Origin of the sequence: Bradyrhizobium cenepequi (assembly GCF_020329485.1) — a bacterium.
Lineage (GTDB): Bacteria > Pseudomonadota > Alphaproteobacteria > Rhizobiales > Xanthobacteraceae > Bradyrhizobium > Bradyrhizobium cenepequi.
Window position 1 is genome coordinate 45,032 of record NZ_JAGKJI010000013.1, and the last position, 22,341, is coordinate 67,372.

Annotated in this window: 18 protein-coding genes; 13 read left to right on the forward strand and 5 right to left on the reverse strand. The window is 63.6% G+C overall.

Annotated features, from left to right (window positions below):
• Positions 1 to 69: 69 nt before the first annotated feature.
• From sucD to J6497_RS16355, 6 genes are all read left to right on the forward strand, one after another.
• Entirely contained in the window at positions 70 to 954 is an 885-nt protein-coding gene (gene sucD / locus J6497_RS16330; RefSeq protein ID WP_225705289.1) for a succinate--CoA ligase subunit alpha, read from the forward strand.
• A gap of 134 nt (positions 955 to 1,088) precedes the next feature.
• Positions 1,089 to 4,046 carry a 2-oxoglutarate dehydrogenase E1 component gene (locus J6497_RS16335; RefSeq protein WP_225705290.1) on the forward strand — a complete coding sequence of 986 codons (2,958 nt, stop codon included), beginning with the start codon at positions 1,089 to 1,091 and terminating at the stop codon, positions 4,044 to 4,046.
• 192 nt (positions 4,047 to 4,238) lie between these two features.
• Positions 4,239 to 5,504: a 2-oxoglutarate dehydrogenase complex dihydrolipoyllysine-residue succinyltransferase gene (gene odhB / locus J6497_RS16340; RefSeq protein WP_225705291.1), complete on the forward strand. Its 1,266-nt coding sequence runs from the start codon at positions 4,239 to 4,241 to the stop codon at positions 5,502 to 5,504.
• Between the two features lie 73 nt (positions 5,505 to 5,577).
• Positions 5,578 to 6,324 carry an SDR family oxidoreductase gene (locus tag J6497_RS16345; RefSeq protein ID WP_225705292.1) on the forward strand — a complete coding sequence of 249 codons (747 nt, stop codon included), beginning with the start codon at positions 5,578 to 5,580 and terminating at the stop codon, positions 6,322 to 6,324.
• A 36-nt stretch (positions 6,325 to 6,360) separates the two neighbouring features.
• On the forward strand, positions 6,361 to 7,761 hold the full coding sequence (gene lpdA, locus J6497_RS16350) for a dihydrolipoyl dehydrogenase (RefSeq protein WP_225705293.1): 1,401 nt from the start codon (positions 6,361 to 6,363) through the stop codon (positions 7,759 to 7,761).
• Between the two features lie 74 nt (positions 7,762 to 7,835).
• Positions 7,836 to 8,366: a hypothetical protein gene (locus tag J6497_RS16355; RefSeq protein ID WP_225705294.1), complete on the forward strand. Its 531-nt coding sequence runs from the start codon at positions 7,836 to 7,838 to the stop codon at positions 8,364 to 8,366.
• Positions 8,367 to 8,545: 179 nt separating this feature from the next.
• On the opposite strand, the gene J6497_RS16360 is transcribed toward J6497_RS16355, so the two are convergent.
• Positions 8,546 to 9,136 carry a DUF4337 domain-containing protein gene (locus J6497_RS16360; RefSeq protein WP_225705295.1) on the reverse strand — a complete coding sequence of 197 codons (591 nt, stop codon included), beginning with the start codon at positions 9,134 to 9,136 and terminating at the stop codon, positions 8,546 to 8,548.
• A 142-nt stretch (positions 9,137 to 9,278) separates the two neighbouring features.
• Positions 9,279 to 10,250: a tyrosine recombinase XerC gene (locus J6497_RS16365; protein WP_225705296.1), complete on the reverse strand. Its 972-nt coding sequence runs from the start codon at positions 10,248 to 10,250 to the stop codon at positions 9,279 to 9,281.
• Between the two features lie 131 nt (positions 10,251 to 10,381).
• Here J6497_RS16365 and J6497_RS16370 point away from each other — a divergent pair, with 131 nt between their 5' ends.
• Positions 10,382 to 12,589, forward strand: coding sequence for a primosomal protein N' (locus tag J6497_RS16370; RefSeq protein WP_225705297.1), 2,208 nt, complete (start codon positions 10,382 to 10,384; stop codon positions 12,587 to 12,589).
• Between the two features lie 179 nt (positions 12,590 to 12,768).
• Here J6497_RS16370 and J6497_RS16375 read toward each other — a convergent pair whose 3' ends face one another.
• Positions 12,769 to 13,278 carry a septal ring lytic transglycosylase RlpA family protein gene (locus tag J6497_RS16375; RefSeq protein ID WP_225705298.1) on the reverse strand — a complete coding sequence of 170 codons (510 nt, stop codon included), beginning with the start codon at positions 13,276 to 13,278 and terminating at the stop codon, positions 12,769 to 12,771.
• 627 nt (positions 13,279 to 13,905) lie between these two features.
• On the opposite strand from J6497_RS16375, the gene J6497_RS16380 reads away from it, so the two are divergent.
• The 6 genes from J6497_RS16380 (at position 13,906) to J6497_RS16405 (ending at position 19,407) form a co-directional block, all read left to right on the forward strand.
• On the forward strand, positions 13,906 to 14,466 hold the full coding sequence (locus tag J6497_RS16380; protein WP_225705299.1) for a F0F1 ATP synthase subunit delta: 561 nt from the start codon (positions 13,906 to 13,908) through the stop codon (positions 14,464 to 14,466).
• On the forward strand, positions 14,466 to 15,995 hold the full coding sequence (gene atpA / locus J6497_RS16385) for a F0F1 ATP synthase subunit alpha (RefSeq protein ID WP_225705300.1): 1,530 nt from the start codon (positions 14,466 to 14,468) through the stop codon (positions 15,993 to 15,995). The genes J6497_RS16380 and atpA overlap by 1 nt, the downstream gene beginning before the upstream one ends.
• 150 nt (positions 15,996 to 16,145) lie before the next feature.
• Positions 16,146 to 17,024 (forward strand): F0F1 ATP synthase subunit gamma, encoded by an 879-nt coding sequence (locus J6497_RS16390; RefSeq protein ID WP_225705301.1) that lies wholly within the window; start codon positions 16,146 to 16,148, stop codon positions 17,022 to 17,024.
• A 15-nt stretch (positions 17,025 to 17,039) separates the two neighbouring features.
• Complete coding sequence (locus tag J6497_RS16395; protein WP_225705302.1) at positions 17,040 to 17,441, forward strand: organic hydroperoxide resistance protein; 402 nt, start codon at positions 17,040 to 17,042, stop codon at positions 17,439 to 17,441.
• A gap of 26 nt (positions 17,442 to 17,467) precedes the next feature.
• Positions 17,468 to 18,910: a F0F1 ATP synthase subunit beta gene (gene atpD / locus J6497_RS16400; protein ID WP_225705303.1), complete on the forward strand. Its 1,443-nt coding sequence runs from the start codon at positions 17,468 to 17,470 to the stop codon at positions 18,908 to 18,910.
• A gap of 89 nt (positions 18,911 to 18,999) precedes the next feature.
• Positions 19,000 to 19,407 carry a F0F1 ATP synthase subunit epsilon gene (locus tag J6497_RS16405; RefSeq protein WP_225705304.1) on the forward strand — a complete coding sequence of 136 codons (408 nt, stop codon included), beginning with the start codon at positions 19,000 to 19,002 and terminating at the stop codon, positions 19,405 to 19,407.
• A 346-nt stretch (positions 19,408 to 19,753) separates the two neighbouring features.
• Here the strand turns inward: J6497_RS16405 and J6497_RS16410 are convergent, their stop codons facing one another.
• Positions 19,754 to 20,251, reverse strand: coding sequence for an Hsp20/alpha crystallin family protein (locus J6497_RS16410; protein ID WP_225705305.1), 498 nt, complete (start codon positions 20,249 to 20,251; stop codon positions 19,754 to 19,756).
• 199 nt (positions 20,252 to 20,450) lie between these two features.
• Positions 20,451 to 22,073, reverse strand: a complete 1,623-nt coding sequence (groL, locus tag J6497_RS16415; protein WP_225705306.1) for a chaperonin GroEL — start codon at positions 22,071 to 22,073, stop codon at positions 20,451 to 20,453.
• Positions 22,074 to 22,341 lie beyond the last annotated feature (268 nt).

Sequence of the window (22,341 nt, forward strand, 5' to 3'; positions counted from 1 at the left end):
GGTTTTCCGAGAGAATCATGCTCAAACAAGTAAACCTGTCACCGGCGTTTCGCGAAAGCATCTGAAGACATGTCCATCCTGATCGACAAGAACACCAAGGTCATCTGCCAGGGTTTCACCGGCAAGAACGGCACCTTCCATTCGGAAGCGGCGATCGCCTACGGGACCAAGATGGTCGGCGGCACCTCGCCCGGCAAAGGCGGCTCGACCCATCTCGGCCTGCCGGTGTTCGACACGGTGCGCGAGGCGCGGGAGAAGACCGGCGCCGATGCGTCGGTGATCTATGTGCCGCCGCCGGGTGCGGCGGACGCGATCTGCGAGGCGATCGATGCGGAGATCCCGCTGATCGTCTGCATCACCGAAGGCATCCCGGTGCTGGACATGGTGCGCGTCAAGCGCTCGCTGTCGGGATCGAAGTCGCGGTTGATCGGGCCGAATTGCCCGGGCGTCATGACCGCCGGCGAATGCAAGATCGGCATCATGCCGGCCAACATCTTCCGGCCTGGCAGCGTCGGGATCGTTTCGCGCTCGGGCACGTTGACCTATGAGGCCGTGTTCCAGACTTCGCAGGAGGGGCTCGGCCAGACCACCGCGGTCGGCATCGGAGGCGACCCGGTCAAGGGTACCGAGTTCATCGATGTACTGGAAATGTTCCTCAAGGACGAGGCGACCAAGTCGATCATCATGATCGGCGAGATCGGCGGCTCGGCAGAGGAGGACGCTGCCCAGTTCATCAAGGACGAGGCCAAGCGGGGCCGCAAGAAGCCGATGGTCGGTTTTATCGCCGGCGTCACAGCTCCTCCCGGCCGCCGGATGGGCCATGCGGGCGCGATCATCTCCGGCGGCAAGGGCGATGCCGGTTCCAAGACCGCGGCCATGGAATCGGCGGGAATTACTGTTTCTCCGTCGCCTGCACGGCTCGGACATACCCTTGCCGAAAAATTGAAATCTTGATTCGGTCCTTGGTTCTTTTCGGCGCGAAGTTTAGGATTAAATAGGGTAAACCATCCTATCTCAGTCGGCCGGCCTTCCGGGCCGGCTGCTTGCGCCATGACTTGCGCGCGAACCGAAATCACCAGGACGCTATCATGTCTCGCCAGGATGCGAACGCCGCTTTTGCTCTCTCCTCCTTTTTGCAAGGTACCAACGCCACCTACATCGACGACCTCTACGCCCGCTACGAGCAGGACCCGGCATCGGTCGACACCGATTGGCAGGAATTCTTCAAGAGCCTGAAGGACACCCCCGCAGACGTCCAGAAGAACGCCAACGGGCCATCCTGGAGCCGCCCAAACTGGCCGGTGACGCCGCGCGACGACCTGACCTCGGCGCTGGACGGCAACTGGGCGCAGGTCGAGAGGGCCGTCAGCAGCAAGATCGCCGCCAAGGCGCGGGCCAAGGGTGCTGAGCTCTCGGCTGCTGACGTCAACCAGGCGACGCGCGATTCGGTCCGTGCGCTGATGCTGATCCGCGCTTACCGCATGCGTGGCCATTTCCACGCCAAGCTCGACCCGCTCGGCATCGAGGCCCCGCGCGACCGCGAAGAACTCGATCCGCGCACCTACGGGTTCACGGAAGCCGATTTCGACCGCAAGATCTTCCTCGACCATGTACTCGGGCTCGAATACGGCACGCTGCGCGAAATCGTCGCGATCTGCGAGCGCACCTACTGCCAGACGCTTGGCGTCGAGTTCATGCACATCTCCAATGCCGCGCAGAAGGCGTGGATCCAGGAGCGCATCGAAGGCCCGGACAAGGAGATCAGCTTCACCCGCGAGGGCCGCCGCGCCATCCTCAACAAGCTGATCGAAACCGAGGGCTTCGAGAAATTCTGCGACGTCAAGTTCACCGGCACCAAGCGTTTCGGCCTCGACGGCGGCGAATCGCTGATCCCGGCGCTCGAGCAGATCATCAAGCGCGGCGGCAATCTCGGCGTGAAGGAGATCGTGGTCGGCATGCCGCATCGCGGCCGCCTCAACGTGCTGACCCAGGTGATGGCCAAGCCGCACCGCGCGCTGTTCCACGAATTCAAGGGCGGCTCGGCCAATCCGGACGCGGTCGAAGGCTCCGGCGACGTCAAGTATCACTTGGGCGCGTCGTCCGACCGCGAGTTCGACGGCAACAGCATTCATCTGTCGCTGACTGCAAACCCCTCGCATCTCGAGATCGTCGACCCCGTCGTGCTCGGCAAGGTGCGCGCCAAGCAGGACCAGCATGGCGATCCGCCTGACATGCGCATTTCGGTGCTGCCGCTCCTGATGCATGGCGATGCGGCGTTCGCCGGCCAGGGTGTGGTGGCGGAATGTTTCAGCCTGTCCGACCTGAAGGGTTATCGCACCGGCGGCTCGCTGCACTTCATCGTCAACAACCAGATCGGCTTCACCACCTATCCGCGCTACTCGCGCTCCTCGCCCTATCCGTCCGACGTGGCGAAGATGATCGACGCGCCGATCTTCCATGTGAATGGCGACGATCCGGAAGCGGTGGTGTTCGCGGCCAAGGTCGCGATCGAGTTCCGGCAGAAATTCCACAAGCCGGTGGTCATCGACATGTTCTGCTACCGCAGGCATGGCCACAATGAGGGCGACGAGCCGGCTTTCACCCAGCCGGTGATGTACAAGAAGATCGCTTCGCATCCGTCCACGCTGGAGATCTATGCCAGGCGGCTGATCGCCGAGGGGGTCGTCACCGAGGGCGAGGTCGAGAAGGCCAAGGCTGACTGGCGCGCCCGGCTCGATGCCGAGTTCGAGGCCGGCGCCAGTTACAAGCCGAACAAGGCCGACTGGCTCGACGGCAAATGGGCCGGCTTCAAGTTCGCCGACCAGGAAGAGGACGCGCGCCGCGGCGTCACCGGCGTCGATGTCGCCGTGCTCAAGGACATCGGCCGCAAGATCACCAAGGTGCCGGATGGTTTCCGCGTCCACCGCACCATCCAGCGCTTCCTCGATAACCGTGCGAAGGCAATCGACAGCGGTGCCGGCATCGACTGGGCGACCGGCGAGGCGCTGGCGTTCTGCTCGCTGTTGGAGGAAGGCCATCACGTCCGCCTGTCCGGCCAGGATTCGGAGCGCGGCACCTTCTCGCAGCGCCACTCAGTGCTGATCGATCAGGAGGACGAGAGCCGCTACACGCCGTTCAATCATCTCGGCGGCGACCAGGGCCATTACGAGGTCATCAACTCGCTGTTGTCGGAAGAAGCGGTGCTCGGCTTCGAATACGGCTATTCGCTCGCGGAGCCGAATGCACTGGCGATCTGGGAAGCGCAGTTCGGCGACTTCGCCAACGGCGCCCAGGTGGTGTTCGACCAGTTCATCTCGTCGGGTGAGCGCAAATGGCTGCGCATGTCCGGCCTCGTCTGCCTGCTGCCGCATGGCTATGAAGGCCAAGGGCCGGAACACTCCTCGGCACGGCTTGAGCGGTACCTGCAGATGTGCGCCGAGGACAATATGCAGGTGGTCTATCCGACCACGCCAGCCAACTATTTCCACGTGCTGCGGCGGCAGCTGCACCGCGAGATCCGCAAGCCGTTGATCATGATGACGCCGAAGTCGCTGCTGCGGCACAAGCGCGCCGTCTCGCGGCTCGAGGAGCTCGCCAAGGGTACGACCTTCCACCGCATCCTCTACGATGACGCCCAAATGCAGGCTGACGAGAAGATCAAGCTGCAGCCGGACGCCAGGATCCGCCGCGTCATCCTGTGCTCGGGCAAGGTCTATTACGACCTCTACGAAGAGCGCGAGAAGCGTGGCATCGACGACATTTATCTGCTGCGCATCGAGCAGCTCTACCCGGTGCCGCTGAAGGCGCTGGTGCAGGAGCTCGGCCGCTTCAAGGGTGCCGAGGTGGTGTGGTGCCAGGAAGAGCCGCGCAATATGGGCGCCTGGCATTTCATCGAGCCTTATCTCGAATGGGTGCTGAACCAGATCAACGCGCCGAACCGGCGCCCACGCTACGCGGGCCGCGCAGCGGCCGCGGCGACCGCCACCGGGTTGATGTCGAAGCATCTCGCGCAGCTCAAGGCGCTGCTGGACGAGGCGTTGAACTAACATTCAATCCGTCATGCCCCGCCTTGTGCGCAATCGCGCACTGGGGCGGGGCGTCCAGCAGTTCGCGCCGCCGGTCCTGATTGCCGCCGCCACGGGTTATTGGATTCCCCGCCCCAGTGCGTCACTGCGCACAGGGCGGAGCATGACAGCCAGAATTTATGACCGTACAGGTTGTTTTAAGGAAACGAGACCATGACTGAAATCCGCGTTCCGACGCTAGGCGAATCCGTGACCGAGGCCACCATCGGCCGCTGGTTCAAGAAGGCCGGCGATGCCGTTGCCGTCGATGAACCCTTGGTCGAACTCGAGACCGACAAGGTCACGATTGAGGTGCCGGCGCCTTCCGCCGGCACGCTGGGCGAGATCATCGCCAAGGACGGCGAGACCGTCGCGGTCGGCGCGCTGCTCGGCCAGATCAACGATGGCGCCGCAGGGGCTGCCGCCAAGCCGGCCGCTGCACCGGCGCCGGCCAAACCCGCGGCTGCACCGCCGCCGCCTCCCTCGGCCACTGCCGCGCCGGCGCCTGCGCCATCAGCGCCAAAGGCAACGCCTGCGGATGCACCGGCGGCGCCGTCAGTGCGAAGGCTCTCGGCTGAGAGCGGGATCGATGCCTCGACCGTGCCGGGCTCCGGCAAGGATGGCCGCGTGACCAAGGGCGACATGCTGGCGGCGATCGAGCGGGCGGCTTCCGCGCCGACGCCGGTCAATCAGCCGGCGGCTTCCGTGCAGGTGCGTGCGCCGTCGCCGGCGGATGATGCTGCGCGCGAAGAGCGCGTGAAGATGACGCGGCTGCGCCAGACCATCGCGCGGCGGCTGAAGGACGTGCAGAACACGGCGGCGATGCTGACGACCTTCAATGAGGTCGACATGAGCCACATCATGGCGCTGCGTGCCCAGTACAAGGACGTGTTCGAGAAGAAGCACAGCATCAAGCTCGGCTTCATGGGCTTCTTCACCAAGGCCTGTGTGCAGGCCTTGAAGGAGATCCCGGCGGCAAACGCCGAGATCGACGGCACCGACCTGATCTACAAGAACTATTATCACGTCGGCATCGCCGTCGGCACCGACAAGGGCCTGGTCGTGCCCGTGGTGCGCGATTGCGACTATAAATCGATCGCGGAGATAGAAAAGTCGATCGCCGACTACGGCCGCAGGGCCCGCGACGGCCAGCTCAAGATCGAGGAGATGCAGGGCGGCACCTTCACCATCACCAATGGCGGCATCTATGGCTCGCTGATGTCGACGCCGATCCTGAACGCGCCGCAGTCCGGCATCCTCGGCATGCATAAGATCCAGGAGCGTCCGGTCGTGGTCGGCGGCAAGGTCGAGATCCGCCCGATGATGTACCTGGCGCTGTCCTACGATCATCGCGTGATCGACGGCAAGGAAGCGGTGACCTTCCTGGTGCGCGTCAAGGAGAGCCTGGAAGACCCGGCGCGGCTGGTGCTGGATCTCTGAAGCTTGCTTTCGCGCGGCGGCTGAACTTGTTCGGCCGCCGAAACCGTGTTGCGTGAACGTTTAGGGGGCGGATGTGACGGATAAGGTCGTTGTCATCACCGGCGGTAGCCGCGGCATCGGCCGCGCCACCGCCATCGCTGCGGCGGCGCGCGGCTTCAAGGTCGTCGTGGGCTATGCCAACAATGTGGCGGCGGCCGATGAAGTCCTGGCCAACATCGAAGCCAGCAACGGCAAGTCGATCGCGGTGAAATGCGACGTCGGCAGCGAGGCCGATATCCTCGCGCTGTTCAAGGCGGCGGATGAGTTCGGCACGCTTGGCGCACTGGTCAATAATGCCGGCATCGTCGGACCCTCGATACGAGTCGAGGACATGTCGGCCGAGCGCATCCAGCGCATGATGGCGGTCAACGTCACCGGCAGCATCCTGTGCGCGCGCGAGGCGGTGAGGCGGATGTCGACGCGTAACGGCGGCAAGGGTGGCGTCATCGTCAACCTGTCGTCGGTCGCCGCCAAGCTCGGCTCGCCCAACACCTATGTCGATTATGCCGCGTCGAAAGGCGCGGTGGATTCCTTCACCATCGGCCTCGGCCATGAAGTCGCAGCCGAGGGCAGTCGTGTCGCCGCGATTAGGCCGGGCCTGATCGACACCGACATTCACGCCTCTGGCGGCGAGCCCGATCGCGCCCATCGCCTCGCCCACATGGTACCGATGAAACGCGTCGGCACCTCGGAGGAAATCGCCAACGCCATCGTCTGGCTGATGTCGGACGATGCTTCATACGTGACAAGCGCCATCCTTGATGTCTCGGGCGGCCGCTAATACCTGTCACGAACTTCAGCTACAGGACTTTTCAACATGGCCTCTTATGATCTCATCGTCATCGGCACCGGGCCCGGTGGATATGTCTGCGCGGTGCGCGCGGCGCAACTCGGCATGAGGGTCGCGGTCGTCGAGAAGGACCCGACACTCGGCGGCACCTGTCTCAACGTCGGCTGCATGCCGTCGAAGGCGCTGTTGCATGCGTCGGAGATGTTCGAGGAAGCCGCGCATTCCTTCGCCAAGATGGGGGTCAGCGTATCGGCGCCGAAGCTCGATCTGCCCTCGATGATGAACTTCAAGCAGCAGGGCATCGACGGCAATGTCAGGGGCGTCGACTTCCTGATGAAGAAGAACAAGATCGACGTGCTGAAGGGCACTGGCAAGATCCTTGGCGCGGGTAAGGTCGAGGTTTCGGCCGATGGCAAGGCGCAGACCGTCGAGACCAAGAACATCGTCATTGCGACCGGCTCCGATATCGCGCCGCTGAAGGGCATCGAAATCGATGAGAGGCGCATCGTGTCGTCAACCGGCGCGCTGTCGCTGGAGAAGGTGCCGGAAAGACTTTTTATCATCGGTGCAGGCGTGATCGGACTCGAACTCGGCTCGGTGTGGAAGCGCCTCGGCGCAGAGGTGATGGTGGTCGAATTCCTCGACCGCATCCTGCCCGGCATGGACGGCGAGATCGCCAAGCAATTCCAGCGCATCCTCGAAAAGCAGGGCTTTGCGTTCAAGCTCGGCACCAAAGTGACCGCCGTGGATACCACGGGCAAGACGCTGCTGGCCAAGGTTGAGCCTGCCGCGGGCGGGGCCTCGGAGACGATTGAAGCCGACGTGGTGCTGGTCTCGATCGGCCGCGTGCCGTACACCGATGGTCTCGGATTGAAGGAGGCAGGTGTCGCGCTCGACAATCGCGGCCGCGTCCAGATCGACCCGCATTTCGCGACCACCGTGAAAGGCATCTATGCAATCGGCGATGTCGTTGCCGGGCCGATGCTGGCGCACAAGGCCGAAGATGAAGGCGTGGCGGTCGCGGAGATCATCGCGGGCCAGGCCGGCCACGTGAATTACGACGTGATCCCAGCCGTCGTGTATACCACGCCGGAAGTGTCTTCGGTCGGCAAGACCGAGGAAGAGCTCAAGCAGGCTGGTCTTGCGTACACCGTCGGTAAATTTCCATTCACTGCCAACGGCCGCTCCAAGGTCAACCAGACCACGGAAGGATTCGTCAAGATTCTCGCGGATGCGAAGACCGATCGGGTGCTTGGCGTGCACATCATCGGTCGCGAGGCCGGCGAAATGATCCACGAAGCCGCGGTTCTCATGGAATTCGGTGGTTCCGCCGAGGATCTGGCGCGCACCTGCCACGCCCATCCGACCCGCTCCGAAGCGATCAAGGAAGCCGCGCTTGCGGTCGGCAAGCGGGCCATCCATATGTGATCGACGCCCGGCCTGAGCAGGATCCGTAAAGGATTATGCTCGAACGTAAACTCTGGCCGGGGTCGAGACAACAGATGCTGCGCCGCCTGCTTCAGCCTTTCTGGGTCCTGCTCGCGATCATCTTCCTGATCGAGGCGTGGCTTTGGGATCACCTCGAGCCGATCGTGGCGCGTGTGGTGGCGATGATCCCGCTGCGCACGTTCAAGCAGTGGCTTGCGGATCGGATCGACTCGCTGTCGCCGGCGATGACGCTGATCGTGTTCATCGTGCCTGTGATCCCGCTGTTTCCGCTGAAGCTCGTCGGCCTTTGGCTGCTCGCCCACGAACATTGGCTGAGCGCGATTGGCACCATCCTGTTCGCGAAGTTTCTCGGCGTCGGCGTCACTGCTTTCATCTTCGACGTGACCCGGCCGAAGCTGCTGGAAATGCGATGGTTCGAAGCACTTTATGATTTTGTGCTGAGGATGCGCGCGAAGGCGGCCGCGCTGGTCGATCCGATCAAGCGGCGTATCCTCGAAATCCTGCGCGGCGACGGCAGCGGCTGGTCGGCGCGAACGCTGCGGCTGATCGCGCGCTTCCGCAGAAGCGTGCAGCAGGCGCGGTGATTGCTCGTCGCAAACCCTAGCCACGGGCTCGGTTTCACCTCTCCCATAGGGAGAGGTCGAATTGCGCAGCAATTCGGGTGAGGGGATTTGCTCTATCGTGGGACCGTAACCCCTCACCCGCGCCTGCGGCGCGACCTCTCCCTTCGGGAGAGGTGAAGGAGAGTCCGGCAATCAGTGACTCAATGCAAATGCAGCAGATGCGGCGAGTACAGGCCGAGCGCGGTGATGACGATGCCCGCCAGCGTCAGCAGGCCTGAAATCCAGGCCAGCGCGAGGATGCCGGTGATGATGGTTGCCGATGCCAGCACGATCGCGATCTGGAAGGCGGCGGAGGCGATCTCGAAGTGATGGTATTTTGCCGTCGCCTCGTCGCGTTCGTGCTCGGCATGCTTGGCGCGCTCGGCGAGCTGCTCGGTGCCTTCGCCGGTCTCGGGCTCGGAGCGATAGCGCGCCGCGGTTTTCTGCCAGTCCTCGATCTGCTTCTGCACCGCCGCCCTGGCGGCGTCGTCAGTGATGGTGGCGAGGCTCAGCTTGGTCTGCTCGGCGGTGGTCTGCACCGCGGTGCGGCGGATGCTTTTGGCCTGGAAGAATGCCCACAGGTTCGAGGCCTCGACATTCTTGCTGATGGATTCGGTCTGCGCCCCCTTGCCCAGCGTTTCGGATAGCGCCAGGAACAGCGCGATCACGGCAATCAACAGCGCGATCTTCTTGTTCTCGCTGGAAGCATGCTCAGCGTGCTCCGCATGCTCCATACTCTCATGTGCGCTCATGATTCCCCTCCGATAGGACCCGCTGCCACGGTTGCCGAAACGACATCACCTACGCAAGTGCCAAGCGGATGTGACGCGAACGTGTCAGGATGAACACAGTGTCGCGCTCCGCATGAGGAAATACGTCAACAAAGAAGCGAAATTACCCCCGCGGATGCGCGGAGCGATAGACCTCCAGCAACCGCTCGGAGTCGATGCCGGTATAGACTTGCGTCGTCGAAAGCGAAGCGTGGCCGAGCAATTCCTGGATCGCGCGCAAATCGCCGCCGCGGCTGAGCAGATGGGTTGCGAACGAATGCCGCAGCGCATGAGGCGTGGCGCTGTCGGGAAGGCCGAGCGCGCCGCGCAGCCGCTCCATGGCAAGCTGGATGATGCGCGGGCTCAAGGGGCCGCCGCGTGCGCCGACGAACATCGGGCCCGTGGGTGGCAGCGGATGCGGGCAGATCGCCGCGTAGTCGGCAATCAGCTGCAGCACGTTTTGCAGCACCGGCACCATGCGGGTCTTGTTGCCCTTGCCAGTCACGACCAGCACGTCGCCTTCGCCGGGCTTCGGTACGTCGCGACGTTTCAAGCCGAGCGCTTCGGAGATACGCAGGCCAGAGCCATAGAGCGACGCCATCACGGCGGCGTCGCGCACCAGCACCCAGGTCTCCCGGGCTTCGCCGGCTCGCTCGTCGGCATCGGCAAAGCGTCTTGCCGCTTCCACGCGGATCGGCTTCGGCAGGCTCTTTGCAACCTTGGGTGCGCGAATCGCGGAGAGCGCGCCGACCTTGCCTTTACCTTCGCGTTCGAGGAAGCGGCCGAACGAGCGCAGGCCCGCCAGGGTGCGCATCAGCGAGCGCCCGGCGATATCCTCGGCGCGGCGCATCGCCATGAACGCCCTGACATCGCTGGCCTCCAGCGCCGCAAAAGCCTGCAGCGTCACCTGCGCGCCCCAGTGCCCGGCGAGGAAGGCGAGGCATTGGCGGACGTCGCGGGCATAGGCCTCCAGTGTTTTCGGCGACAGCCGTCGCTCGGCGCGCAAATGGGATAGCCAGTGCGCCATCTCTTGCGTAACCGTTTCGTCGGCGCAGTCGAGTTCGATCGAGGGAACGGCGGGAAGCGCTTTGGCCATGAACCTGATCTTATGGACGTGCCTTGGAGGCGATGGTTTAAGCCATTATATCGCATCGCTTTCGTTTACCGTTCGCTAACTCGCGCCAGCGGCTCTAACCTCACCAGCAATCGGAACTTACGATCTCCTGAATGGACACCGCGCGCAGCCACGCTTCCTCTGCCAATCCGACCTCCATGGTCGATGTGCTGGTCCCGGTCGCGCTCGATCAGACCTATTCCTATCGCGTGCCGCGCGGCATGGAGCTCAAGGCCGGCGATGTCGTTGCGGTGCCGCTCGGTCCGCGCGAGGTGATGGCGGTGGTGTGGGCGGAAAACGCAAAGCCGGATCCGCGGCTGCATAACCGGCTGAAGGAGGTCAGCGCAAAGCTCGATGTGCCGCCGCTAAAACCGGAGCTGCGCGCGCTCGTCGACTGGGTTGCCAATTACACGCTGTCCGCTCGCGGCATGGTGCTGCGGATGACGCTGCGCATGGGCGAAAACCTCGGCCCCGAGCGGATGCGTCTGGGCGTGCGGCTGGTCGGTGAGCCGCCGCGGCGGATGACGCTGGCGCGGCAGCGGGTGATCGAAGTGCTCTCCGACCGCCTGTTGCATGGCAAATCGGAAGCGGCGAGGGAAGCCGGCGTGAGCGGTGGCGTGATCGACGGCCTCGTCGATGAGGGCACGCTGACGGTCGAGCCGCTGCCGCCGCCGGCAGCGCCGCCGGCGCCCGATCCGGATTACGCCCAGCCGGAATTCTCGCGCCAGCAGCGTGCCGCCGCCGATGCGATGCGGACGCTGGCGGCCAGCGGCAATTTTCATGTGGCCCTGCTCGATGGTGTCACTGGATCCGGCAAGACCGAGGTCTATTTCGAGGCGATCGCGGAAAATGTCCGCCGCGGCCGGCAGTCGCTGATCCTGATGCCTGAGATTGCGCTGACCGGCCAGTTCCTCGATCGCTTCGCGCAGCGCTTCGGCGTGCGTCCGCTGGAATGGCATTCCGAGCTCTCGCCGCGCACCCGCGCCCGCAATTGGGCGGCGATCTCGGGCGGCGAGGCCGCGGTCGTGGTCGGCGCGCGCTCGGCGCTATTCCTGCCCTACGCCGATCTCGGGTTCATCATCGTCGATGAGGAGCACGACCAGGCCTACAAGCAGGACGACGGGGCGCGTTACCATGCCCGAGATATGGCCGTCGTGCGCGCGCATATCGCAAAGATCCCGATCGTGCTGGCCTCCGCCACGCCGTCGATTGAGAGCGAGGTCAATGCGCGCAAGGGGCGCTATCAGCGCATCGCGCTGCCTTCGCGCTTCGGTGGCCAGCACATGCCGCATATCGAGGCCATCGACCTGCGCCGCGAGCCGCCGCCGCGCGGCCGCTTTATCTCGCCGCGGCTCGCCGAGCAGATCCGTTATGCGGTGGAACGGCGCGAGCAGGCGTTATTGTTCCTCAATCGCCGCGGCTATGCGCCGCTGACGCTGTGCCGCGCCTGCGGACACCGCTTTGCCTGCACTATCTGCGACGCTTGGCTGGTCGATCACCGCTTCCGCCAGCGCCTGGTCTGCCATCATTGCGGCTTCTCGATGCCGCGCCCGAACATCTGTCCGCATTGCGCAGCGGAAGAATCGCTGGTCGCGGTCGGCCCCGGCGTCGAGCGGCTGCAGGAAGAAGCCGCAGCGCTCTTTCCCCGCGCGCGCACCATGGTGCTCTCCAGCGACCTCATCACGTCGATCGAGACCATGCGCACCGAGCTCAACGAGATCGCGGAAGGCCGGGTCGACATCATCATCGGCACGCAGCTTGTGGCGAAAGGCCACAACTTTCCGCGTCTCAACCTGGTCGGCGTCGTCGATGCAGATCTAGGCCTCGGCAACGGCGATCCGCGCGCCGCCGAGCGCACATTCCAGCTCCTCAACCAGGTGATCGGGCGCGCCGGCCGCGACCAGGGCCGCGGCGTCGGCTATCTGCAGACCCATCAGCCCGAACATCCCGTGATGAAGGCGCTGGTCGCCAACGACCGCGAGGCGTTCTATGCAAGCGAGATCGAGCAGCGCGAGCGCACCGGCTATCCGCCGTTCGGGCGATTGGCGAGCCTGATCATCTCCGCGGGCGACCGGCCCACGGCGGAGGGCTTTGCGCGCAAGCTGGCCTCGGTCGCGCCATTCGACGAGCGCATCCAGGTGCTCGGCCCGGCCGAGGCGCCGCTTGCCGTCATCAAGGGCCGCTATCGCTTCCGCCTGCTGGTGAAATCGCTGCGCTCGGTCGATCTGTCGCAATACTTGCGCGAATGGCTGGCGGCCGCGCCGAAGACCACCGGGAACCTCAAGCTCGAGGTCGACGTCGACCCGCAAAGCTTTTTGTAGTTGCTTCTGTCATTCCGGGCTCGATACTGCGCATCGCCCCGGAATGACGATGGAAGCGACATGAAAAAAGCCTGCCGTCATTTCTGACGGCAGGCTCTGATCGGCACGGAAAGTTCCGCTACCGCTACTCTACGCAACGCTTACCGAAACTGGTCGGAAACGGCGCCTGAAGGGCATCGTTAAGAGACGACCTCGGCGGTGACACGGCCGACGCCGGCACCAGTCAGGCCGATGGCACGGGCGGCGCCCGTGGAGAGATCGAGGACGCGGCCACGAATGAACGGGCCACGATCATTGATGGTGACGATCACGCTGCGGCCGCCATGGGTCACGCGCAGCTTGGTGCCGAACGGCAGGCTGCGGTGGGCTGCGGTCAAGGCGCTCTGGTTGAAGCGCTGACCGGATGCGGTGCGGCTGCCCGACTCGTTGCCGTAGAAGGATGCCACGCCCGAGAAGCTGCGCCCGCCCGTGCTGGGGGCAAACGCCGCATTGGCGTCGCGGAAGGATGCCCCATCGGTGGCGGCGCGGGCGTGGTGATGATGGTGATGGCGATGATGGTGATGGTGGTGCCTGGATTTGGCCGACGCTTCGCTGATGCCACCAACCAGGAATGTTGCGGCGACGACAGCCAGCGCCGCGCGCGACGACCGGGTTGCGTTGCCCGGAGCCGACTTCTTGTATTTCAGCATTCAAGACCCTCAATCAGTATTGCCACATGCGTGACAAATGGAACCCCCGTCCCTTCGTTGACGAGGGTCGTGTGGTTTCGCAATGAGGCATGAATTGGGCAGTAAATCCGGAATGTATCAGGCTGAAATATCTTGTTACTGCCGCCGCGCCGTCTGACAGCGTCCGCTCGTCTTTGACTTTAACCAATCTTAACTGAATGAATACTTACGAATACTGTTGACTTACGTCCCGGTAAGGTTTGCGCAAGTAATCACGAAATGGAGAGCAGGCAGCGTTTTGTTCCGCGATGGGAACGCAAAATTTCGCCCTGGCCACATGCGTTCGCAGATGGAACGATCGGCCGGCTTCTTGCTCGCCGGACAAAATTCCTGCACGCAGAATTTTGCTCGGGCAGAGGTGCCGGCGCTTCGCGGCGCCGTGCGACAAGGCATCACCCAGATGTGACGTCATGTTGCACCTGCGCGCCCGCCATGCTAGCAAAGCCGCGATTTTAACGATCCCGGCACTCTCTGGTGCCGGTCGGAAATCGAAGTCCCGCTTGAATTCCAAGGGCTTGGATCGCTAGGCGCCGCTATCGTGGCGACGGTTTTTCCCTTGCGAGTTTGACAGCTAAAAAGAGCGCGTCTGTGGCTGCTGAACATCCGTCCGTCTCGGGAGTTGCCGGTCGTTATGCGACCGCGTTGTTTGAACTGGCTCGCGAGGAAAAGTCCGTCGATGCCGTCAAGGCCGATCTCGATAATTTCGATGCCCTGCTGAACGAGAGTGCCGACTTGAAGCGCCTGGTGCGCAGTCCGGTGTTCTCCGCCGGGGCGCAGTTGAAGGCGCTCTCCGCGGTGCTCGACAAGGCCGGTATATCCGGCACCTCGGCAAAGTTCCTCAAAGTGCTGACCGGCAATCGCCGGCTGTTTGCGGTGGCGGGCGTGATTCGCGCCTACCGCGCGCTGGTAGCGAACTTCAAAGGCGAGGCGACCGCCGAGGTCATCGTCGCCGAACAGCTCAATGACAAGAATCTCGACGCGCTGAAGGCCGCACTGAAATCGGTGACGGGCAAGGACGTCGCACTCAACGTGAAGATCGATCCCTCCATCATCGGCGGCCTCGTGGTCAAGGTCGGTAGCCGCATGGTGGATAGTTCGCTTCGCACCAAACTCAATTCGATCAAGCACGCGATGAAAGAGGCAGGCTGATGGACATCCGCGCCGCGGAAATTTCCGCGATCCTCAAGGACCAGATCAAGAATTTCGGCCAGGAGGCCGAGGTCACCGAAGTCGGACAGGTGCTGTCGGTCGGTGACGGTATCGCCCGCGTCTACGGCCTCGACAATGTCCAGGCCGGTGAAATGGTCGAGTTCGAGAACGGCACCCGCGGCATGGCGCTCAACCTCGAAAACGACAACGTCGGCATCGTGATCTTCGGCGCCGACCGCGAGATCAAGGAAGGCCAGACCGTCAAGCGCACCCGCGCCATCGTCGACACGCCAGTCGGCAAGGGCCTGCTCGGCCGCGTTGTGGACGCGCTCGGCAACCCGATCGATGGCAAGGGTCCGATCCAGGCAGAAAAGCGCATGCGCGTCGACGTGAAGGCGCCGGGCATCATTCCGCGCAAGTCGGTGAACGAGCCGATGGCGACCGGCCTGAAGGCGATCGATGCCCTGATCCCGATCGGCCGCGGCCAGCGCGAACTGATCATTGGCGACCGCCAGACCGGCAAGACCGCGATCGCGCTCGATACCATCCTCAATCAGAAGCCGCTCAACGCCCAGCCGGACGAGAGCATCAAGCTGTATTGCGTCTACGTTGCGGTCGGCCAGAAGCGTTCCACCGTCGCGCAATTCGTGAAAGTGCTCGAAGAGCAGGGCGCGCTGGAATATTCGATTGTCGTCGCTGCCACCGCTTCCGATCCGGCGCCGATGCAGTACATCGCGCCGTTCACCGGCTGCACGATGGGCGAATACTTCCGCGACAACGGCATGCATGCGGTCATCATCTATGACGACCTGTCGAAGCAGGCCGTTGCTTACCGCCAGATGTCGCTGCTGCTGCGCCGCCCGCCGGGCCGCGAAGCCTATCCGGGCGACGTGTTCTATCTCCACTCCCGTCTGCTCGAGCGCGCGGCGAAGCTCAACAAGGAGCACGGTTTGGGTTCGCTGACCGCGCTGCCGGTGATCGAAACCCAGGCCAACGACGTGTCGGCCTACATCCCGACCAACGTGATCTCGATTACCGACGGCCAGATCTTCCTGGAAACCGACCTGTTCTTCCAGGGCATCCGCCCCGCGGTTAACGTCGGTCTGTCGGTGTCGCGCGTCGGATCGTCGGCGCAGACCAAGGCGATGAAGAAGGTCGCAGGCAAGATCAAGGGCGAGCTTGCGCAGTACCGTGAAATGGCGGCGTTCGCGCAGTTCGGCTCCGATCTCGACGCCTCGACCCAGCGCCTGCTCAACCGCGGCTCGCGCCTGACCGAACTATTGAAGCAGCCGCAGTTCTCGCCGCTCAAGATGGAAGAGCAGGTGTGTGTGATCTGGGCCGGCACCAACGGCTATCTCGATCCGCTGCCGCTCAACAAGGTGCGCGCCTTCGAGGATGGCCTGCTGTCACTTCTGCGCGGCAAGAACGCCGACCTCCTCGACGCCATCCGCGAAAGCCGTGACCTTAACGACGACCTCGCCGCCAAGCTGAAGAGCGTTGTCGAAGGTTTCGCCAAGACGTTTGCCTAAACGTCGTCGCGGCCGGGCAAGGCGCGAAGTGGTCTTCGCGCTGCGGCTCCCGGCCGCCGAGATGCGGATGCCCGGCGCAGGCCGCCGGACAGAACAATGGGATAGGCTAGCGGTCGGATCGCCTGATCGGATCGCCGGGGTGGACGAAGAATGGCGTCACTGAAAGACATGCGGGTCCGCATCGCCTCGACCAAGGCGACGCAGAAGATCACCAAGGCCATGCAGATGGTGGCGGCGTCAAAGCTGCGCCGCGCGCAGACCGCTGCCGAGGCTGCCCGGCCGTATGCAGACAAGATGGGCGCCGTGATCGGCAATATCGCCAGCGCCGCCGCGGGCTCGCCCGGTGCGCCGGCGCTGCTCGCCGGGACGGGTAAGGACCAGGTGCATCTGCTGTTGGTCTGCACCGGCGAACGTGGCCTTTGCGGCGCGTTCAACTCCGCGATCGTGCGACTGGCGCGCGAGCACGCGCTGTCGCTGCTTGGTCAGGGCAAGGAGGTCAAATTCTTCTGCGTCGGCCGCAAGGGCTATGAGCAGCTTCGCCGCCTGTTCGAACGGCAGATTGTCGAACATATCGACCTGCGCGCGGTGCGCCAGCTCGGCTTCGTCAACGCCGAGGACATCGCCAAAAAAGTGCTGGCACGCTTCGATGCTGGTGAATTCGACGTCTGCACACTGTTCTATTCGCAGTTCAAGTCGGTGATTGCGCAAATCCCGACGGCGCAGCAGGTCATTCCGCTGGTGGTGGAAACGCCGGCCGGAAACGGCGGCGCGGCAACCGCTTACGAGTACGAGCCGGAAGAGGACGAGATCCTCACCCGCTTGTTGCCGCGCAACCTCGCGGTGCAGGTATTCCGCGCGCTCCTGGAAAACAACGCCTCGTTCTACGGCGCGCAGATGAGCGCGATGGACAACGCGACGCGCAATGCCGGTGAAATGATCCGCAAGCAGACGCTGGTCTACAATCGCACCCGCCAGGCGATGATCACCAAGGAACTGATCGAAATCATTTCCGGCGCCGAGGCGGTCTAACCAAGGGAGCGCGACATGGCATACGTCACATCGGCTACCACCAAGGGCGGACGCAACGGCCGTTCCATGCTCGACAGCGGCGGGCTCGCGCTCGCGATGGCGCTGCCGAAGGAATTGGGCGGTGCCGGCGACGGCAATAATCCCGAGCAGCTTTTTGCACTGGGCTATTCGGCTTGCTTTGGCCAGGCCATTCTCGTTGTCGCCAAGAACCACGGTGTCGACGGCCAGGCGGCCGAGGTCACCGCTGACGTGACGCTCAAGACTGACGGCGGCTTTTCGCTCGCGGTCGAACTCAAGGTTTCCATTCCCGGCGCCGACAAGGCCAAGGTGCAGGCGGTCGTCGATGAAGCTCACACGGTGTGCCCGTATTCGAAGGCCACCAAAGGCAATATCCCGGTCAAGCTGACCGTGGTCTGAAATTCGGATCGAAGGAGACAGAGTAAATGGCTACAGCAGCCAACCAGATCGGTCGCGTCACCCAGGTCATGGGCGCCGTCGTCGACGTCCAGTTCGAGGGCCACCTGCCGGCAATTCTCAATTCGCTGGAGACGACGAACGGCGGCAGCCGTCTCGTGCTCGAGGTGGCGCAGCATCTCGGCGAATCCACCGTGCGGACGATCGCGATGGACACCACAGAAGGTCTGGTGCGCGGCCAGGACGTGACCGATACCGGCCAGCCGATCAGGGTGCCGGTCGGCGTTGGCACGCTCGGCCGCATCATCAATGTCATCGGCGAGCCCATCGACGAGGCTGGTCCGATCAAGGCCGAAGACCTGCGCGCGATCCACCAGGAAGCGCCGACCTATACCGACCAGTCCACCGAGGCGGAAATTCTCGTCACCGGCATCAAGGTGGTCGATTTGCTCGCGCCTTACGCCAAGGGCGGCAAGATCGGCCTGTTCGGCGGCGCCGGCGTCGGCAAGACCGTGCTGATCCAGGAGCTGATCAATAACGTTGCGAAAGCGCACGGCGGTTACTCGGTGTTCGCCGGCGTCGGCGAGCGCACCCGCGAAGGCAACGATCTCTATCATGAGTTCATCGAGTCCAAGGTCAACGCGGACCCGCGCAATCCCGATCCGAGCGTGCAGTCGAAATGCGCGCTGGTGTTCGGCCAGATGAATGAACCGCCGGGCGCGCGCGCGCGCGTCGGCCTCACCGGCCTCACCGTGGCCGAGCACTTCCGCGACCAGGGTCAGGACGTGCTGTTCTTCGTCGACAACATCTTCCGCTTCACGCAGGCCGGCTCCGAAGTGTCGGCGCTGCTCGGCCGTATCCCGTCGGCGGTGGGTTACCAGCCGACGCTTGCGACCGACATGGGCGCGCTGCAGGAGCGTATCACCACCACCCACAAGGGCTCGATCACCTCGGTGCAGGCGATCTACGTGCCGGCCGACGACTTGACCGACCCGGCGCCCGCCACCTCGTTCGCCCACTTGGACGCGACCACAGTGTTGAGCCGCGCGATTTCGGAAAAGGGCATCTACCCGGCGGTAGACCCGCTCGACTCTACCTCGCGCATGCTCTCCCCGCTCGTCGTCGGAGAGGAGCACTATCAGACCGCGCGCATGGTTCAGCAGGTGCTGCAGAAGTATAAGTCGCTGCAGGACATCATCGCCATCCTCGGCATGGACGAACTCTCCGAAGAGGACAAGCTGACGGTGGCCCGCGCCCGCAAGATCGAGCGCTTCCTGTCGCAGCCGTTCCACGTCGCCGAAGTCTTCACCGGCTCGCCCGGCAAGTTCGTCGAGCTCGCCGACACCATCAAGGGCTTCCGCGGCCTGTGCGAAGGCAAGTACGATCACCTGCCGGAGGCTGCCTTCTACATGGTCGGCACCATCGAAGAGGCGGTCGAGAAGGGCAAGAAGCTGGCTGCCGAGGCAGCCTAAGGGGCGAATGGCGAAGTAGGGAGTAGCGAATAGCGCTGCTCCCTGACTTCGCCACTCACCATTCGCTATTCGCTATTCGCAGGTACACCATGGCCACCTTCCACTTCGATCTCGTTTCCCCCGAAAAGCTCGCTTTCTCCGGTGAGGTCGATCAGGTGGATATTCCCGGCCTGGAAGGTGATTTCGGCGTGCTCGCCGGTCACGCGCCGGTCGTCGCGGCGGTCCGTCCGGGTATCCTGACCATCACGGCTGGCGGCGCGCATCAGAAGATGGTGGTGCTCGGCGGTTTGGCCGAAGTCTCGGACAATCGCCTGACCGTGCTCGCCGATGTCGCGACCTCGATCCAGGAAGTCGATCGCGCTCAGTTCAGCGAGACCATCGCCGAGATGGAAGAGAATCTGAAAGAGAAGGAAGGCTCGGAGCTCGACCACGAGATCGAGCGGCTTGACCACTTCAAGAGTATCGAGCACATCCTCAACGCGACAGCCATGCACTAGGCCCCGGTGCACTGCGCCGGGGCCGAGCAAAAATTTTGAACGACCCGACGCCCGTCATCTCCTGGCGGGCGGCAGTTTACTGATCGCCGAATTCAAGCATCGCGGTTCCTTAACGCCGCTTTGTCCTGCTTGAGATCGCGGCATTCGCATGCCACCGCTGCAGCCGTGCCAGCCATGGCACGGCGATCACCGCGGATGCTTGATTGATCAAAGCGAGCGCCAAAATTGATGGCGTCAGCATGGCGAAGGGCGAGGCGCGGGCTTTTGGTCGCCGCCGAGAGATTCCGCAGCGGGAAAGACACCGTTGTAGTTGAGAAAGGCGGCGCAGGGGCACCGCCTTGCCATGCTATTGCTTGTTGATCGGGATGCGTTTGACGTTTTCTCGCACCTGCTCCGTTTTTGGCAGCGTGATCTTCAGCACGCCGTCGCGGAACGAGGCCTCAGCCTTGTCCTCTGCGATGCCCTCCAGCGGGATCTGCCGCTCGAACGCGCCGTAGTAGCGCTCGGAAAAATACCTTTCCTCGTCCGTCCGCTCAGCCCTCTTCTCACCCTTGAGCGTCAGCACGCCGTTGGCGATTTCGACCTGGACGTCCTTCTCGGTCAAGCCGGGGAGTTCGGCGGAAACGGTTAGCGTGTTGTCGGTCTCGCTGAGCTCGATCTTCGGCCAGCTGAACCGGCCCTCCATCAGCGGACTGCCGACGCGGCCGAACGAACCGAAGCCGCGGAAGGCGTCGTCGAACAGCCGGTTCATCTCGCGGTGGAGCGTGAAGAATGGATCAAACGGGTCGCGCGTCGGCGCAAGCTCCTGGTTTCTCGACCAGGGAATAAGATCACGAAATGCCATGTTTATCCTCCTGTCTAGCATGAGATCTGTGGCGCGGACTCCGTAGTCCGCGAGCCTGCCCTCATTCCCGCAGCGGCCGACGTCGGGCCGCCTGCTGCGCTCGATCGGCCGAGAGGATCCGGCGTCCCCGATACCGATCGTGCTCGATCCGTTGCTCAGGCGCGCGACCAGGTCCGTTCCCGACCGGGGTTTGGGCCGATCAGAAGTCCATCGGCGACGGTGTGGGGGTCTGCTCGGACTTCTTCGGCTTGTCGGCGACCAATGCTTCCGTCGTGATCAGGAGCGAGGCAACGGATGCCGCGTCCTGCAATGCGGCACGAACCACCTTCGCCGGATCGATCACGCCAGCCTTTACCAAGTCCTCGTACTCGCCAGTCGCGGCATTGAAGCCCCAGTTATAGTCGCCGCTCTCGAGCAGCTTGCCGACCACCAGCGAACCGTCCTCGCCGGCATTCTCGACGATCTGGCGCGCCGGTATCTGTAAGGCGCGACGCACGATATCGACGCCGGCCTTCTGGTCGGCGTTGGCGGTCTCAATCTCGTCCAGCACCTTCAAGGCGCGAAGCAGCGGCACGCCCCCGCCGGGAAGGATGCCCTCCTCGACTGCTGCGCGGGTCGCGTGTAGCGCGTCCTCGACGCGGTCCTTCCGCTCCTTCACCTCGACCTCGGTCGCGCCGCCGACCCGGATCACGGCGACGCCGCCGGCGAGCTTGGCGAGTCGCTCCTGCAGCTTCTCGCGATCATAGTCGGAGGTGGTTTCCTCGATCCGCGCCTTGATCTGGGCGGCCCGCGCCTCGATGTCCTTCTTGGCTCCGGCGCCATCAACGATGGTCGTGTTCTCTTTTTCGATCACGACCTTCTTGGCCCGGCCGAGCATGTTCAACGTGGCATTCTCGAGCTTGATGCCGAGATCTTCCGAGATCGCGGTGCCGCCGGTGAGGATCGCAATATCCTCGAGCATCGCCTTGCGGCGATCGCCGAAACCCGGCGCCTTCACCGCGGCGACCTTCAGGCCGCCGCGCAGCTTGTTGACAACGAGCGTCGCCAGCGCCTCGCCCTCAATGTCTTCCGCGACGATGAGCAGCGGCTTGCTCGACTGCCCCACCGCCTCCAGCAGCGGCAACATCGATTGCAGCGTGGTCAGTTTCTGCTCGTGGATCAGAACGTAGGGCTCTTCGAGCTCCACCTTCATCTTCTCGGCATTGGTGACGAAATATGGCGAGACATAGCCGCGGTCGAACTGCATGCCCTCGACCACTTCAAGCTCCGTGTTCAGGCTCTTCGCCTCCTCGACCGTGATCACGCCTTCATTGCCGACCTTCTGCATGGCATCGGCGAGGAAGCGGCCGATCTCCGCATCTCCGTTGGCGGAGATGGTGCCTACCTGGGCAATCTCGTCGTTCGAGGTGATCTTCTTGGCATGGGCTTCGAGGTTGTCGACGATCGCGTCGACGGCGAGGTCGATGCCGCGCTTGAGGTCCATCGGGTTCATGCCGGCGGCGACCGACTTGGCGCCCTCCTTGACGATCGCCTGCGCAAGCACTGTCGCGGTGGTGGTGCCGTCACCTGCGAGATCGCTGGTCTTGGACGCGACCTCCCGCACCATCTGCGCGCCCATGTTCTTGAATCTGTCCTCGAGCTCTATCTCCTTGGCGACGGTGACGCCATCCTTGGTGATGCGCGGCGCTCCAAAGGATTTTTCCAGCACGACGTTGCGGCCCTTCGGTCCGAGCGTGACCTTGACCGCGTTCGCCAGCAGATCTACGCCACGCAGCATGCGCTCACGGGCTTCGGTTGAGAACTTCACGTCTTTCGCAGCCATGACGTTTTCTCCTCTCCCCTTGTTTCTCCTCTCCCCTTGATGGACCAACTGCGTTCTATCGTCTTTGTTTGAGCATGGTCGGGGAAAGCGGTTTCGATCTTTCCGGATCATGCTCTAAGTGGCCTTCCGCGAGGCCCTGGTCGTCCCGCTTCAACGGCGTCACAGGACCGGCGCTCGGAACCAGTCCAGGGCGGAAGTCGAACTAGGAACGTAGAATTCCGATTCAAGAGGGCGAGACGAAATTTTTCGCGGCGTGCAGGGCCGTCCG